Source organism: Rhodococcus koreensis (assembly GCF_017068375.1).
Lineage (GTDB): Bacteria > Actinomycetota > Actinomycetes > Mycobacteriales > Mycobacteriaceae > Rhodococcus_F > Rhodococcus_F koreensis.
The window spans coordinates 252,962-266,544 of sequence record NZ_CP070609.1 but is presented as its reverse complement, the minus strand read 5'-3'; the positions used below and the strand labels follow the sequence as shown (position 1 = coordinate 266,544).

The 13,583-nt window shown below is 67.9% G+C and carries 19 protein-coding genes; 7 read left to right on the top strand and 12 right to left on the bottom strand.

The genetic code is table 11. The features are described 5' to 3' along the window. Window positions 1-4: 4 nt before the first annotated feature. The 5 genes from JWS14_RS01225 to JWS14_RS01205 form a co-directional block, all read right to left on the bottom strand. The gene (locus JWS14_RS01225; RefSeq protein WP_072946229.1) at window positions 5-586 is read right to left on the bottom strand and encodes a DinB family protein; all 582 of its coding nucleotides are present in this window, start codon (window positions 584-586) and stop codon (window positions 5-7) included. 36 nt (window positions 587-622) lie between these two features. Further along, window positions 623-766, bottom strand: a complete 144-nt coding sequence (locus tag JWS14_RS01220) for a hypothetical protein (protein WP_206016307.1) — start codon at window positions 764-766, stop codon at window positions 623-625. Between the two features lie 204 nt (window positions 767-970). Beyond that, on the bottom strand, window positions 971-1,234 hold the full coding sequence (locus JWS14_RS01215; RefSeq protein ID WP_095864160.1) for a GlsB/YeaQ/YmgE family stress response membrane protein: 264 nt from the start codon (window positions 1,232-1,234) through the stop codon (window positions 971-973). Window positions 1,235-1,334: 100 nt separating this feature from the next. After that, window positions 1,335-1,571 (bottom strand): microaggregate-binding protein 1, encoded by a 237-nt coding sequence (gene mbp1, locus JWS14_RS01210; protein ID WP_005570747.1) that lies wholly within the window; start codon window positions 1,569-1,571, stop codon window positions 1,335-1,337. A 38-nt stretch (window positions 1,572-1,609) separates the two neighbouring features. Next, entirely contained in the window at window positions 1,610-2,149 is a 540-nt protein-coding gene (locus tag JWS14_RS01205) for a Dps family protein (RefSeq protein WP_206012297.1), read from the bottom strand. Window positions 2,150-2,630: 481 nt separating this feature from the next. Between JWS14_RS01205 and JWS14_RS01200 the strand changes: the two genes are divergently transcribed. The 4 genes from JWS14_RS01200 (at window position 2,631) to JWS14_RS01185 (ending at window position 5,199) form a co-directional block, all read left to right on the top strand. Continuing rightward, a complete protein-coding gene (locus JWS14_RS01200; RefSeq protein WP_072946233.1) occupies window positions 2,631-2,876 on the top strand; it encodes a cold shock domain-containing protein in 246 nt (81 codons plus the stop codon). A gap of 146 nt (window positions 2,877-3,022) precedes the next feature. Further along, on the top strand, window positions 3,023-3,454 hold the full coding sequence (locus JWS14_RS01195) for an ATP-binding protein (protein ID WP_072946234.1): 432 nt from the start codon (window positions 3,023-3,025) through the stop codon (window positions 3,452-3,454). Beyond that, window positions 3,454-4,251 (top strand): SigB/SigF/SigG family RNA polymerase sigma factor, encoded by a 798-nt coding sequence (locus JWS14_RS01190; RefSeq protein ID WP_072946235.1) that lies wholly within the window; start codon window positions 3,454-3,456, stop codon window positions 4,249-4,251. Before JWS14_RS01195 ends, JWS14_RS01190 begins: the two co-directional genes overlap by 1 nt. Window positions 4,252-4,428: 177 nt before the next feature. Further along, window positions 4,429-5,199, top strand: coding sequence for a GAF and ANTAR domain-containing protein (locus JWS14_RS01185; protein WP_206012296.1), 771 nt, complete (start codon window positions 4,429-4,431; stop codon window positions 5,197-5,199). A gap of 17 nt (window positions 5,200-5,216) precedes the next feature. Here the strand turns inward: JWS14_RS01185 and JWS14_RS01180 are convergent, their stop codons facing one another. From JWS14_RS01180 to JWS14_RS01170, 3 genes are all read right to left on the bottom strand, one after another. After that, complete coding sequence (locus tag JWS14_RS01180; RefSeq protein ID WP_095864162.1) at window positions 5,217-6,659, bottom strand: alpha,alpha-trehalose-phosphate synthase (UDP-forming); 1,443 nt, start codon at window positions 6,657-6,659, stop codon at window positions 5,217-5,219. Further along, window positions 6,656-7,111 carry an STAS domain-containing protein gene (locus JWS14_RS01175; RefSeq protein WP_072946238.1) on the bottom strand — a complete coding sequence of 152 codons (456 nt, stop codon included), beginning with the start codon at window positions 7,109-7,111 and terminating at the stop codon, window positions 6,656-6,658. The genes JWS14_RS01180 and JWS14_RS01175 overlap by 4 nt, the downstream gene beginning before the upstream one ends. A 214-nt stretch (window positions 7,112-7,325) precedes the next feature. Beyond that, window positions 7,326-7,544 carry a CDGSH iron-sulfur domain-containing protein gene (locus JWS14_RS01170; RefSeq protein WP_072946239.1) on the bottom strand — a complete coding sequence of 73 codons (219 nt, stop codon included), beginning with the start codon at window positions 7,542-7,544 and terminating at the stop codon, window positions 7,326-7,328. Here JWS14_RS01170 and JWS14_RS01165 point away from each other — a divergent pair, their 5' ends adjacent. Next, window positions 7,545-8,615: an iron-containing redox enzyme family protein gene (locus tag JWS14_RS01165; RefSeq protein WP_095864163.1), complete on the top strand. Its 1,071-nt coding sequence runs from the start codon at window positions 7,545-7,547 to the stop codon at window positions 8,613-8,615. 3 nt (window positions 8,616-8,618) lie between these two features. On the opposite strand, the gene JWS14_RS01160 is transcribed toward JWS14_RS01165, so the two are convergent. The 3 genes from JWS14_RS01160 to JWS14_RS01150 form a co-directional block, all read right to left on the bottom strand. Then, on the bottom strand, window positions 8,619-10,004 hold the full coding sequence (locus tag JWS14_RS01160) for a WS/DGAT/MGAT family O-acyltransferase (protein ID WP_095864164.1): 1,386 nt from the start codon (window positions 10,002-10,004) through the stop codon (window positions 8,619-8,621). Between the two features lie 120 nt (window positions 10,005-10,124). Beyond that, window positions 10,125-11,291: an AI-2E family transporter gene (locus tag JWS14_RS01155; protein ID WP_095864165.1), complete on the bottom strand. Its 1,167-nt coding sequence runs from the start codon at window positions 11,289-11,291 to the stop codon at window positions 10,125-10,127. After that, window positions 11,288-11,737 carry a DUF6292 family protein gene (locus JWS14_RS01150; RefSeq protein ID WP_095864346.1) on the bottom strand — a complete coding sequence of 150 codons (450 nt, stop codon included), beginning with the start codon at window positions 11,735-11,737 and terminating at the stop codon, window positions 11,288-11,290. Before JWS14_RS01150 ends, JWS14_RS01155 begins: the two co-directional genes overlap by 4 nt. Window positions 11,738-11,854: 117 nt before the next feature. Between JWS14_RS01150 and JWS14_RS01145 the strand changes: the two genes are divergently transcribed. Together JWS14_RS01145 and JWS14_RS01140 are read left to right on the top strand one after the other, a co-directional pair. Then, window positions 11,855-12,565 carry an enoyl-CoA hydratase/isomerase family protein gene (locus JWS14_RS01145; RefSeq protein ID WP_072946243.1) on the top strand — a complete coding sequence of 237 codons (711 nt, stop codon included), beginning with the start codon at window positions 11,855-11,857 and terminating at the stop codon, window positions 12,563-12,565. A 108-nt stretch (window positions 12,566-12,673) separates the two neighbouring features. Next, window positions 12,674-13,084, top strand: a complete 411-nt coding sequence (locus JWS14_RS01140; RefSeq protein ID WP_072946244.1) for a cupredoxin domain-containing protein — start codon at window positions 12,674-12,676, stop codon at window positions 13,082-13,084. Window positions 13,085-13,090: 6 nt separating this feature from the next. On the opposite strand, the gene JWS14_RS01135 is transcribed toward JWS14_RS01140, so the two are convergent. Continuing rightward, window positions 13,091-13,543, bottom strand: coding sequence for a nitroreductase/quinone reductase family protein (locus tag JWS14_RS01135; protein WP_072946245.1), 453 nt, complete (start codon window positions 13,541-13,543; stop codon window positions 13,091-13,093). Between the last annotated feature and the right edge of the window lie 40 nt (window positions 13,544-13,583).

Below are 13,583 nucleotides of genomic sequence, written 5' to 3'. Positions count from 1 at the left end.
GCCGTCAATCTCGGCCGGCTTCCCGTGCCGCCCGTTCGACGCGGGACCTGTAGTTCTCCCACCATGTGCGCTCTGCTGTAGGCAGGTTGTCGTTGTCCGCCCTCAGCCCGGCGGTTCCGTCGACGAGTTCGCGGACGATGTCGGCGTGGCCCGCGTGCCGGTGAGTTTCGGCGATCCCGTGCACGAGAATCCAATGCAGTGTGACGTCGCGGCGGTCTTCGGGCCAGTGCGGTATCCGTCCGGGCGCGTCGAGCGGCAGCGTCCGGACGGTGGCGTCCGTGTACTCCCACGCCCGGCGGTACAGGCCGACGACATAGTCGCGTGACTCGTCAGCCATCGCCCACATGTCCACATTGTCTTCGGTGTCGTCGGTCACCCACGGTGGGAAGTCTGCGGATCGGCCGAAGGGCTCCCCGAAGTAGCCGATCTCGACGCCGGTCAGGTGTTTGACCAGCCCCAGCAGGTTCGTGCCGGTTGCGGTCAACGGTCGGCGGATGTCGTACTCGGACAATCCGTCCAGCTTCCACAGCAGCGCGTCGCGCGCGGCCTGGAGGTAGTCGTGGAGGTCTGCCTTCGGATCGGTCAATGCCCCTCCTGATCGGTCAGCGGCAGTGCCAGATGGTCAGTCGTTCTCGGCGACGGCGGAGTCCTCTGTCAACTCGGGCGCGTTCTCTCTCGTGGCCATGCCGCCGTCCTTGCCGTGATCGGCTGGGCCCGGGCGCCCGCCTTTCGGATCGTCCTTCTCGTCGTGCGTGCTCTCGGACACGATCACCCTCTCCTTCCGCTGCCCCCGCTTCGCCTACCCGGAAGCATTGAGACCAAAACACGAGGCTCACCGATGCCGCGACTGCAGGACTGCGGCGAAACCCCGGAGTCCGCAGAACACCACCAGCGCGGCAAAGCGGCGGCGACGAAGAGACCGGGCCTGCCCATCGTGTGATGGGCAGGCCCGGTTCTGGAATGTGGGCGTCTAACGTCGCCCGGTCACGAGTTTGACCAGGAACAGGAGTATTACCGCGCCGAGGAGGCAGGTGAAGAAGCTGAACCAGAGACCGCCGCCTTCGACGTCTGTGCCGAAGAGGCTGAGGATGAAGCCGCCGAGGAGTCCGCCGACGACTCCGACGACGATGTTGAGGATGATCCCCATCTGGGCGTCGGTCTTCATGATCTTGCTGCCGATCCACCCGGCGAGACCGCCGATGATGATCCAGCCCAGAATTCCCAGTCCTAGCACGTATCAGTCCTTTCAGGGGTGAGCGTCATCCGGCGGTCGCCGGTGCCACTCGGAGAGGAGACACCCGTTGCGGGCCGGTAGGGTTCCGGCCCGCAGCGTGTCACTGTTCGGCGCGCTGACGTGCTTCCTGCGCCTCGGCCTTGCCGCGAGCCTTCTCTGCTTCGGCTTCCTTCGCGGCTGCCTCGCGCTGAGCGGCGGCTTTGTCCTGCTGCGCCTTGCCCTCGCGGGTGAGGTCGTCCTGGCCCGACACCGCTCCCGCGGCTTCCTTCGCTTTGCCCTTGACGTCTTCGACGACGCCCTTGACGGCCTCTGCCGGTCCGCTGTTGTTCTCAGCCATGTTCGTCACCTTTCGGTAGTGGGATGGTCGGTCCGTACTCACCGCGCTTGCGAGGCGGCCTGCTTCTCGGAGTGCGCGCCGTTGGTGTAGAGGCTGCCGCCGGAGTTCTCGAGGTGGGCGCGCACGAACCACTGGAACTTCTCGAGTTCGCCGGTCTGGCCGATGAGGAGGTCCTCGGTGATCGGGTCGAGTTCGCCCGTTTCGGCGATCGCCTTGCGGTTGTCTTCGACGACGCCGTTGTACACGAGGTCGAGGGCACCGAGGTGCGCCTGCGCCGTGTCGCGGTGCACCGAGTAGTCGTCCCACGTGCGGTCGCGGGTGATGGCGGCCGGTGTGCCGTCGGGCGACTTCCCCAGGGCGGCGATGCGCTCGGCGACCGCGTCTGCGTAGCCGCGCACCAATTCCACCTGCGGGTCGATCATCTCGTGCACGCCGATGAAGTTCGGACCCACCACATTCCAGTGAATGTGCTTGAGCGTCAGATGAAGATCGTTGTACGCGCTGAGCCGCTTCTGCAGGATGCCGGCGACTTGCGCTCCCTGATCGTCGGAAAGACCTGGCACGGTGAACTTCGACATTCTCGGTCCTCTCTTTCGCTTACTGACTGCCTGCGGAACCCCGGGGTGGATGCCCCGTTCGGTCGCCTGCGTGTCGGGGCGGCGCCTGGCGAACTCACCGCGTACCCGTGACGGAAGGTCTCGAATCACGGGCCCTGACCTCGCCGGCGACTTCTGTTCGTGTCGCCACGCGTTCTCGACTCGATCGCTGAAGTTCCGACGCTTCGACCGTACTACAAAATCTATGTCTAGCAAATCAGATCTTCTGTGGCGTCCGACGTGGATGTGTTGTGTCCGCCAGATCTCGATTGTGCAAACGCTCGGCCGAACCGCCCCGTACTCGAAAGAGACCCACTATTTTCGGGTTGATTCGGCCAGGGGGTCGAAAGTGCGCATGCCGAGGAGGAGCAATGCTCAACGTGGCTCTGCTTGTGGTTCTACTCGTTGCGAGCCTGGGGGGCGGCGCCGCGCTCCGCGGCCTGGCCGATCGGAGGGCGGCACGATGAGCGCCGGCGACACACTGCCTGCCCGCCCGTCGACGGACCTGCAGACCGGCACGGTGCGATGGTTCAACGCCGAACAGGGTTTCGGGTTCCTCGCCCCGGCCGACGGATCCGACGACGTCTTCGTCCACGTCTCCGAAATCGCTGGAGACGGTCACCGCATCCTCGTGGACGGGCAGCGCGTCAGCTTCACCGTCTGCCGCACCGACACCGGCAACCAGGCACGCGACGTCCGGATCGCCTGAGACCCACCGAATCGGGTTCGTCGAACCACACGTCAGGACACATTCGGGACACGTTCGCACTTTCGTTCGCCGGCGGGTTGAGGGCCGCGGCAGCTGGGTACGCTGCCGAGAGTCGCAGAAACCGACGACACAGACGTGGAGTGCAGATGGCCGAGGTCGACGAGGTTAGACGAATGAAAACGAGATCCGGTGTGCCCGTGGAACTTCGTGTGGCGGCGGAGTTCGAACAATTGCCCGTGGTGCGCGCCGTGGCGGAAACGCTCGCCGTTCTGGGTGACTTCACGCTCGACGACGTCGCCGATATCAAACTCGCCGTGGACGAGGTGTGTTCGGAACTGATCGCGGCGACGCCGGGAGGTGCCGAACTGACGTGCTCCTTCGCGGTGACGGAAACCGGGTTGCACGTGACGATCAGTGCACCCCTCGCTCGACGCGGGGTGCCCAACCGGGAGAGTTTCGGTTGGCACGTGCTCGAGACGTTGATGAATGCGGTGTCGGTGTCGGAGGGACCCGTCGGTAACGGGTCTGTCGAGCGGACCGTGGCGGTGGAACTGGTCAAATACCGGGGCACCATCTAGTGTCACCGGTTTCGGAACGCAGCGAACGGCACCGTCCCGGCAGAGACGACTACAAGGACGTGGCGCCCGCGGTGGCGCGTCTGCGAACCCTGGAGGAGTCGTCGGGGGAGGCGTCCGCGCTGCGCGACGAGATCATCACACGGTGCCTTCCGCTGGCCGATCACATCGCCCGCCGGTTCGGCGGTCGCGGCGAGGCGCACGAGGACCTGCTGCAGGTCGCCCGGCTCGGGCTGGTGAAGGCGGTCGACCGCTTCGATCCGGACCGCGGCTTCGACTTCGTGTCCTACGCGGTGCCCACGATCATGGGTGAGGTTCGCCGGTACTTCCGCGACACCGGGTGGTCGATGCGGGTGCCCCGGCGCATGCAGGAACTCCACGCGTTGATTGCCAAGGCCGTCGACGAGCTGTCGCAGGAACTGGGGCGGTCACCGTCGGCCAGTGAGATCGCCGCCGAACTCGAACTCGACGTCCGGGAAGTGTCCGAGGGCCTGCTCGCGAAGAACGCCTACCAAACCTTGTCGATGGATGCGGCCATGGGAGATGACCCCGACGACCTTCCCCTCGCCGAGACACTCGGCGAAGAGGACCCGGAGCTCGCGAACGTGGAGAGTCACGCCTCGGTGCGGCCGGCGCTGGAGAAACTTCCGCCGCTCGAACGGCGAGTACTGATGTTGCGCTTCTTCGGATCGATGACCCAGACGGAAATCGCCCAGCGCGTGGGCGTCTCACAGATGCAGGTCTCGCGGATCCTGGCACGCACCCTGTCCGCGCTGCGGGAGCAGTTGGGCGGCGGCTGAGCGGACCGTATCGGCTCGTTCGACCGCTTCCGGTGAACCGGCCGCGCCCGGCGACGGGATCGGTGGACGAAGTCGGTTCCCGGGTCGAGTAAAGTCTTCTCGACGGTAGAGACAACTGCTGCGTTCGTTCAGTGGGTGTCCTGTCGGTTACACCCGGAATCCGAGGTGTATCCGAGAATGGCCGAGACTGCGGGTGAGCGCCCTGAGTCGATGTCCCCTGATCTCGACGGGGCGACGATCGCCGCCCAATTGGGCTCGTTGGCAACCGTGTTGGACGAGTTCAATCGGAACTCCGGCTCACAGGTGGAGATGGGCCTGCTGCTGCAACGGGTCTGCGAGCAGGTGGTGGACGCGATCGCCGGCGCCGACATGGCCGGAATTTCGTTGCTGCGCGACGGACACGTGGAGACCGTCGCCTTCACGGACCAGGCGGTCCGGCAGATCGACATCGAGAACTTCCAGGCCATCGATGGCGACTACTTCGGTGTCGCGGGCACACGGACGGTCGTCAAGGCGAGACTCGGGGAGGCCGCGACGCGGTGGCCGTCCCTCGCCGACAACCTCGACCAGGCCGGCATGCGCAGTTTCCTGTCCGCGCCGCTCGCCGTCGACGAGGCCCTCGCCGGGACCCTCAACATCTACGGGCAGGGCGATCACGGGTTCAGTGAACTCGACGCCGTGGTGCTCCTCGTCTACACCACGGCGATCGAGGGGTTGCTCAGGAGCGCGCGCAGCGTGGAGTTGGCCAGGAACGAGGTGACGGGCCTCACGCGGGCCATGAAGAGCCGCGCCGTCATCGAGCAGGCCAAGGGGATCGTGATGGCGCTGCGGGGTGTGTCCGCGGACCAGGCGTTCGAGATTCTCGTCGCGCAGTCGCAGCAGGAGCACGTGAAGTTGGCGGAGGTGGCGCGCCGCATCGTCGAATCGGTGACGACGAATCCGGAGTGAGGCCTGTGTGACGGTGATCAGTCGGTGGTGACCGGGGCCACGGCACCGAGGAAGGACTGCGCCCACCGGTGCACGTCGTGATCGAGCACCTGCCGGTGCAGCCGCGACATGCGGCGCCGTCCTTGCTCCCGCTCCTGGCCGAGTGCGGCCACGATCGTGTTCTTCATGACGTCGAGGTCGTGCGGGTTCACCAGGTAGGCGCCCCGGAGTTCGGCGGCGGCACCCGCGAATTCGCTGAGCACCAGCGCACCGCCCAGGTCGGCCCGGCAGGCGACGTATTCCTTCGCCACGAGATTCATTCCGTCGCGCATCGGGGTGACGAGCATGATGTCCGCGGCGAGGAACAGCGCGATCAGCTCGCTGCGATCGACCGGCTGGTAGAGGTAGTGCACCACCGGACGGCCGATCTGCCCGTGATCGCCGTTGATGTGGCTGACCTGCTCCTCGATGGAACTGCGCATCTTCATGTAGTGGTCGACGCGTTCACGGCTCGGGGTGGCGAGCTGCACCATCACGGTGTCAGAGGGGTCGAGGCGACCCTCGTCGAGCAGTTCGCCGAGCGCCGACAACCGCAGGTCGATGCCCTTCGTGTAGTCGAGCCGGTCGACGCCGAGGAGGATCTTCCGCGGGTTTCCGAGCTCCCGGCGGATCTCCGCGGCCCGTTCGACGACGGCAGGGTCGGCGGCCTGTTCGACGAGTTGCCGGGAGTCGACGGAGATGGGGAACGCACCGACCTGGACGACACGGTCATCGAGCGTCACCCGGCCGAGCGCGCCGCGCACGCCGACGCCTGCCGCGGTGGCGTCGAGTCCGAGTAGCCTGCGGGCGAGGAACAGGAAGTTGTGGGCGCCCCCGGGCAGATGGAAGCCGATGAGGTCGGCCCCGAGAAGCCCCTCCATGATCTCTTTCCGCCACGGCAGCTGCATGAACAGCTCGACCGGCGGGAACGGGATGTGCAGAAAGAATCCGATGGTCAGATCGGGGCGCATCTCCCGGAGCAGGCGCGGCACCAGCTGGAGTTGATAGTCCTGCACCCACACGGTGGCGCCCTCGGCCGCGGTGCGCGCGGTCTCCTCGGCGAAGTGGCGATTCACCTCCAGGTAGGTGTGCCACCAATCCCGGTCGAAGACCGGGGCCACCAGCACGTCGTGGTACAGCGGCCACAGCGTCGCGTTCGAGAAGCCCTCGTAGTACTGCGACACCTCGTCCGAACTCAACTCCACCGGGTACAGATCGATCCCACCGGAGACGATCGGTTCGACCTTCGTGTCGGGCACCCCCGGCCAGCCCACCCAGGAACCGCGCTCCCGGTCGAGCAGGATCGGCTCGAGGGCGGTGACGAGACCTCCGGGGCTGCGCTTCCAGCGTGTCGTTCCGTCGTCGAGTGTCTCCATGTCCACGGGCAGCCGGTTGGCGACCACCACGAAGTCGGATGTGCCGTGCGGAGCGGAATCGGTCACGCCGAGCGCCCACCCCGCTGCATTCCACCGGCAACCAGCCGGAACGCGTCCTCGAGCTCGGCGCAGAACGGGATGACCGCCGCCATGTTCATCGCTGTCAACGGCCTGCGGAGAGCGTTGTTCCCGGTGACCGCCCACGGCACGGTGAGCCGGTGCGCGCGGGCGGACATGATCTCCAGAATCGGCAGCGCCGACGCACACAGAAACTGGACGTCGGAGAGATCGAGCACGAACGGCAACCGATCGTCGATCGCTTCCTCGAGATGACTCCCGAACGATGGGAGGGTGGTGACGTCGATGTCGCCGGAGATCCGGACGACCAGGATCCCGCCGGCGCCCGGTGCGCTGTCAACGGCGAGCCGCCCGTGTTCCGGCTCGGCCGCCCAGCTGAACAGCGGCGTATTCGCGGCGGGGTCGTCGGGTGTCGGAGGCGCACTGAGAACGGATTTCATGTTGTTTCCTCACGGTCGAGCGACGAAGGAGACAGGCAGGGAGGCGCGGGAACCGTGCCCGTCCATTGCGGCTGGGGGCTCAACCGTGCAGGTCTCCGACGTTACCTCATTCCGCCGACGGTGGCAGGAGGCTTTTCGGCATCGGATTGCCGCCGCACTCCGCCGTTTCTGTTTTCGACCGCGCCACAGCGTTTCTCGCCAGGCAGCGGCGGCTCTATGTGCGGCGCCGACGCTTCTTGTGCGAACTGTCGCAGAACGGGGCGATGCTCGTCCGCCCGCACCGGCACAGCGCCACGGTGGCCCGATCGCCGCCGATCGGGTTACCTTCGGTGTCGAGGATCCGCGCCGCACCACGCACCAGGAGCGGGCCGTCGGGGCAGACGGTGATGGTCACGTCGGATTCGCCGGCCCCGGATGTGGGAATGGAGTTCATATGACCACCTTGCACTCTCGGTCGGCGTCGGGCACGGTGCCGCAACCGGGAACGTCCATGCCCTGTCCGGCGCCGCGCGGTCCCGTCAGCGGCCTCCTGTTCCCCATTCTGCGCGGAGACGCCGCCGACGCCGAGCCGTTCGTGGTGGCGGCGCGCGCTCTCGCCGCGGCGGAACGGAGCGACCCGCGTGCGTTCCTGTTCGACGAGGACGCGCAGATCTGCCTGACTGCCCTGTACGAACTGCACCTGCAGGGGATCGCCGGGGTCGACGACCGGTGGGAGTGGGACAGCGACCTGATCGCCGCCCGGTCGGCGCTGGAGGTGCCGTTCGACGCCGCTATCGGCGTGCTCGCGGGTCCGCCGACGGGCGTCGACGACGTGGTGGCGGCGTTGTGGGAGATGACCGCACCCAGCACCGCGCCGGGACTGTCCGGGTATATGGCCCATGACGCGGATCTCACCCAGTTCCGGGAACTGCTGATCCACCGCTCCCTCAACCAGCTGCGCGAGGCGGACGTGCACACGCTCGGCATTCCGCGGCTCGCGGGCGCACCGAAGGCGGCGCTGGTGGAGGTGCAGTCCGACGAATACGGCGGCGGCAGACCCGACCGCATGCACTCGGCGTTGTTCGCGACGACGATGCGCGAACTCGGACTGTCCGACGCGTACGCGCACTACGTCGACGCGGTGCCCGCCGTGACGCTGGCGTCGCTGAACGCGCTGTCCCTGTTCGGCCTCCACCGCAGTCGTCTCGGCGCCCTGGTGGGGCACCTGTGCGCGGTGGAGACCACGTCCGCGTTGCCGAGCAAGAAGTACGCCGCGGGACTGCGCCGGCTCGGGTTCGGGACGGCGGCCACCCGGTTCTTCGACGAGCACGTGGAGGCCGACTCCGTGCACGAACAGATCGTGTGCCGGGACCTCGCCGGCGGGTTGGTCGCCGCCCGGCCCGCGGCGGCCGACGACGTCCTGCTGGGGGCCGCGGCGTGTCTCGCGTTCGACGACCTGGTCGGCGACCACGTCACCCGGTGCTGGGAACGCAATCGCACGTCCCTGCGGCAACCGGCCGGGTAGCGGTCAGGTGCCGGACGCGGCGACCGCGTTCTCCAGATCGGTCAGCGACGTCTCCAGGTGCGTGATGATCCGCTGGAGGTGCGGGACGGCGTGCCGATCACCGACCACCCCGACGTCGAGCTGACCGGACCGGCTGGTGAGGGTGATGCTCAGCGCCTGACCCCCAAGGACCGTCGGCGCCGGGTACACCGCGTCCAGGCGGGCGCCGTTCCAGTACCGCGGCCGCGACGGGCCCGGCATGTAGGAGATCATGACGTTGAACGGCGGGGGAGTGTCGTCGACGAACCGGCGGACCGGTTCGAGCAGGATCGGGCTGATCGCCAGTGCGCTCATCACCTGGAACTGGGTGTGGCTCAGCGCCCCGAACACACGATTGGTGTGCTCGACCGACTCGCTGATGCGGGCGAGGCGGGCGGCCGGGTCCGCTTCGTCGGTGGCCAGCCCGACGACCATCGCGCCGACCCCGTGGTCGCGGCCGCGTGGTCCGATCATGGTGCCGCCGAGGTCGAGCGGGACCGGCAGCATCGCAGTCAACGGCGCTTCGGGCAGTGCGTACTGCTCGACGAGATAGTGACGCAGCGCCCCCGAGCACATCGCGAGCACCACCGCGTTGATCGTGGTGCGGGCGGCGGCGGCCACCGACACCAGACGCCGGATCGGCCACGACCGGGCCGCGAGTTTCCGGGCCCGGCCGACGGGGACGTTGAGCATCGTGGGCGGTGACTGCAGGGGAAGCGTCAGATGCTGGTCGCGGACACCGTCGTACGCGACTTTCGCGAGCGCGGGCAGCACCCCGACGATGCTGGTGGCGGCCCGCACCCCGGCCCGGACCGCGGCGACGGGCAGCGCGGATTCGCGCCGCGACGTGCCGGACACCCCGGGTGTCCACGGTGCGGGGCAGTCGCGGGCGTCGGGGTCTGTCGACAGGGCGTGGTGGAGGAGCCGCAGCCCCGCCGGTCCGTCCATCAGCGACAGGTGGATCTTCGAGAACACGGCCGTCCGTCCGTCCGCGAGCCCCTCGATGACGTGGATCTCCCACATCGGGTGTTGCGGATCGAGCGGCATGCCGTGCATCTGGGACACCAGCGACAGCAGGTCCTCCATGCGGCCCCGCCCCGGCACCGCCGTGTGCCGCACGTGGTAGCCGAGGTCGATGCGGTCGTCGAACGACCACCACGGGTAACTGGCGCCCCGCAGGGGGCGGACGGCGCGCCGGCGGAACGTGTCGGACGCACCCTCCTGCGAGATCAGCGCCTCGTACATGACCCGGGCGTGATCTGGTCCCGATTCGCGCGGCGGTTCGAACAGTTCGAGCGCACCCATGTGCATGGGGTGCGAGGGTGTTTCGAACAGCACGAACATCGCCTCGGTGGGACTCATCACCGACATGCAGCGCCTCTTTCTCATGCTCGGGACACGACCCCGAGCATGCCCCGGCGCATCCCACGTCTCCAGGGTAAGCAGAACATGGAAACTTCTTCCACAGGGCCGTTTTCGTGCCGCGCCTGCTCAACCCCGATCGAGCTGCGGAAACACCGTCTCGCGGGCGAGGAGCAGGACGGCGGCGGCGACGGGAATCGCGAGCAGCGCCCCGACGATGCCCAGCAGTGCCCCGCCGATGAGGACGGCGACGACGGTGACCATCGGGGGCACCTTGACGGTTCTGCCGATGATGCGGGGAACGAGGAGATAGTCCTCGAACAGGCGGAGGGCGATGAAGAAGACGATGGTCGCCAGCGACACCGGCAGCGACACGGTCAGGGCGACCAGGGCCACCACGACACCGGCGAGGGTGGAACCGACCACAGGAATCAGATCCAGCACGGCGACGAGGACGGCCAGCAACAGCGGGTAGGGGACGTCGAAGGCGACCAGCCACACGAACGTGAGGACGGCGGTGATCAGCGAGATCAGGAGGTTGCCGAGCACGTAGCCGCCGACCTTCGCGAAGATTTCGTCACCGATCAGAATCGTGCGCGGTCGCCGCGAGTTCGGGGCCAGGCGGTACAGGGAGGCCCGGATGTGCCCGAAGTCGGCGAGGAAGTACGCGGTGAGTACGACCACGATCATCATGCCGCTGATGGCGCTGAACACGAACCTGCCCGCGCCGACGATCCCGCCGAGCACCACCGGCACATTGCCCGCATCGAGCGCCCGGCGCAGTTCGTCCTGCAGATGGAAGCGGGTGCTCAGTTCCTCCAACACCGGGTAACGCTGCTCGAGGTGGCCCAGGTAGTCGGGGGCGTTGTGGACGAGAGCGCCGCCCTGCGTCACCATCGGCGGGATCGCCGCGGCGAGGAAACCGGCCAGTATCGCGAACGCGACGACGAAAACCGTTGTGACGGCTGCCCATCGGGGAAATCCGTGCCGCACCAGCCAGGACACGGCCGGTTCGAGACCGATCGCCAGGAAGGCGGCGACGGCGATGAGCACCAGCACCCCGCGGGCGGCGAGAACGACCTCGATCAGCGCGTACGTGACGGCGACACCGGCGGCCCCGGCCATGCCGATGAAGAACGGAGACCGGCGGTCGAACCGCGGGCCGGGTTTGCCCAGCGGATGCGCCGCCGTGCTGATCCGCGCCGCGCCCTGCTCCGCGGCGACGATCGGCTGCTCCTGCGCGGAGGAATGCGGTTGGGCCACGTTGTCGTCGTGGCCCCCGCCGCCACCGGTCACGGTCGTTTGACGACTCTGTCCCGCCGTCCGCCACCGGCGGCGGCGTTGCCGATGCGGGGACAGCGATCCGCGGCAGCCGGTACGGCGGGGCCGGGACCGTGCGCGCCCGGCAGTGCCGGTGTGGAGCGGCAGTAGTCGTCGATCAACTCCACCGCACGTTCCGCGCACACGGCGGGCGACGGCATCCGGCCGAGGCCGAGGCCGTCGATCACGATGACACTGCGGCGGCCCAGTCCTTCGACGCCGAGTGACCAGCCGAAGGTCCGGTTCCACGCGAGCACCGCGTTGCGACCGGGGAGATAGTGCAACCGGAACGGCAGCACGAGGACGGCGTCGAATCCGTCGCAGTCCCACCAGTCGATGGAATCGGCGTGAACGCTCCTGGCCACCGTGTGGATGTAGTCCCGAACGGTGCGGGTGTCGGCAATGCCTGTTCCGCTCTTCATCGTCCACCGCCTCAGCTGTTTGACGATCGACATACCCGGCCCCGCAACAGTTGAAACTTCACCCACCGGTGGGTGCTCGAGGGGCGCAGCGCGCCGGTCTGCGGGTAGCCTCGCCGCATGCCGTACTTGGAACGCTCGGGTGATGTGTTCGTCCTGTACTTCGGGGAGGAAGGGGAACGGGACAGCGAGAACGCCTTCCACCCGGACTGGATCGCGAGTGTCGACGGTCTCCTCGATCGGGTCGAGCAGCACGACGGCCCCGCCGCGCTGGTGACGACCGCGGTCGGAAAGTTCTACTCCACCGGTCTCGACACCGCCTGGGTCCTCGCCAACACCGACAAGCTGAACTCCTACATCGACCGTGTGCAGGCCCTGTTCGCGCGGATTCTCACCTTTCCACTGCCCACCGTGGCCGCGCTGACCGGACACACCTTCGGCGGCGGCGCCATCCTCGCGGCCGCCCACGATCACCGGGTGATGCGGGAGGATCGCGGCTACTTCTGCCTGCCGGGGATCACCATCGGGGCGAGCTACGCACCCGGCAGCATCGCGCTGCTCGCAGCCCGCCTGCCCGCGCGGGCGGTGCACACCGCCCTGGTGACCGGACAGCGGTACGGCGGCATCGCGGCGAAGGAACTCGGATTCGTCGACGAGGTCGCCTCCGAACAGCAGGTGCTCGCCGACGCCGTCGCACACGCGCAGGGACTCGTCGCGACGCGCGGGCGCACGCTCGGTGAAATCAAGTCCTCCCTCTACTCCGGCGCCGTCGCCTCGCTCCGCACCCCGGTCGTGAACCTCGAGACGCAGGAGGCGTTGAACGGCGGCTGACGAGTCACCACGCACTTCGAGGGGTGTCTTCCGGGAAAACGGGTACTACTCCCGCGAGGAACGGGGCGTCGGGCATCCGTTCCCACCGGCACCCCGGAGGCGACCACCATGAAACGCGTACTGACACTTGTCCTGTCGATCCTACTGGCCGCCTTCGCGCTGGTCGCGTGCGGAAACGGCAGCGACGACTCGTCCGCTTCCTCCGAATCGGAGCACGGCGGGGACCACATGATGACCGACATGCCGTCGATGCCGATGTCCATGCCTGCGGGTGCACGGGAGATCGTGATCAGCGACTTCAAGTACACGCTGCCCGGCACGTTCGCGCCGGGAGAGCAGGTCACCGTCCGCAACGACGACACCGCCGAACACACCGTGACCGCAGACACCGGCGACCTGTTCGACGTGGAGGTCGAACCGGGTGCGACCGCGACGTTCACGGTGCCCGGGCAGCCGGGCACTTTCGCCTTCCACTGCACCTACCACCCGAACATGGTGGGGACGCTCGAAGTTCGGTGACCCCCGTCAGTCCAGCGGCTCGATGCGGAACACCTCGCACCGGTCGGCGGCGGCCGCGAACGCCTCCGGAGAGGAGTTCGCGACCGTCCCTGCCTTCAGGAACATGGTGACCCCGTGCGGCACCCGGATCGGGAACTCGCGAAGGATCCGGGCCCGCTCCGATACCGGCAACGCGACCAGGCGAACACGCTCGCGGTGGCGCCCGCGGGTCAGTTCCCCGCGCCCGGCCGCCCGGGCGTTCTTCGCCCAATCCGATTCGGCGTACCCGGCGACGACGTAGGTGTGGCCGTCCACCTCGTACGGCGAGACCGGCGTCGACCGCGGCACCCCCGTCGTCCGGCCCGGGACGGTGAGCGCCGGCATCGGCATCGGCACCCCCAGCCGGTGCAGGCCGACGATCACCCTGTTGACGTGGGCGAGATACCACGGCGGCAGCACTCTCCCGGTCCGGCGCACCATGCCTCGACTATTCCGAACCCGCCGCTGCCGTGGCAACCAC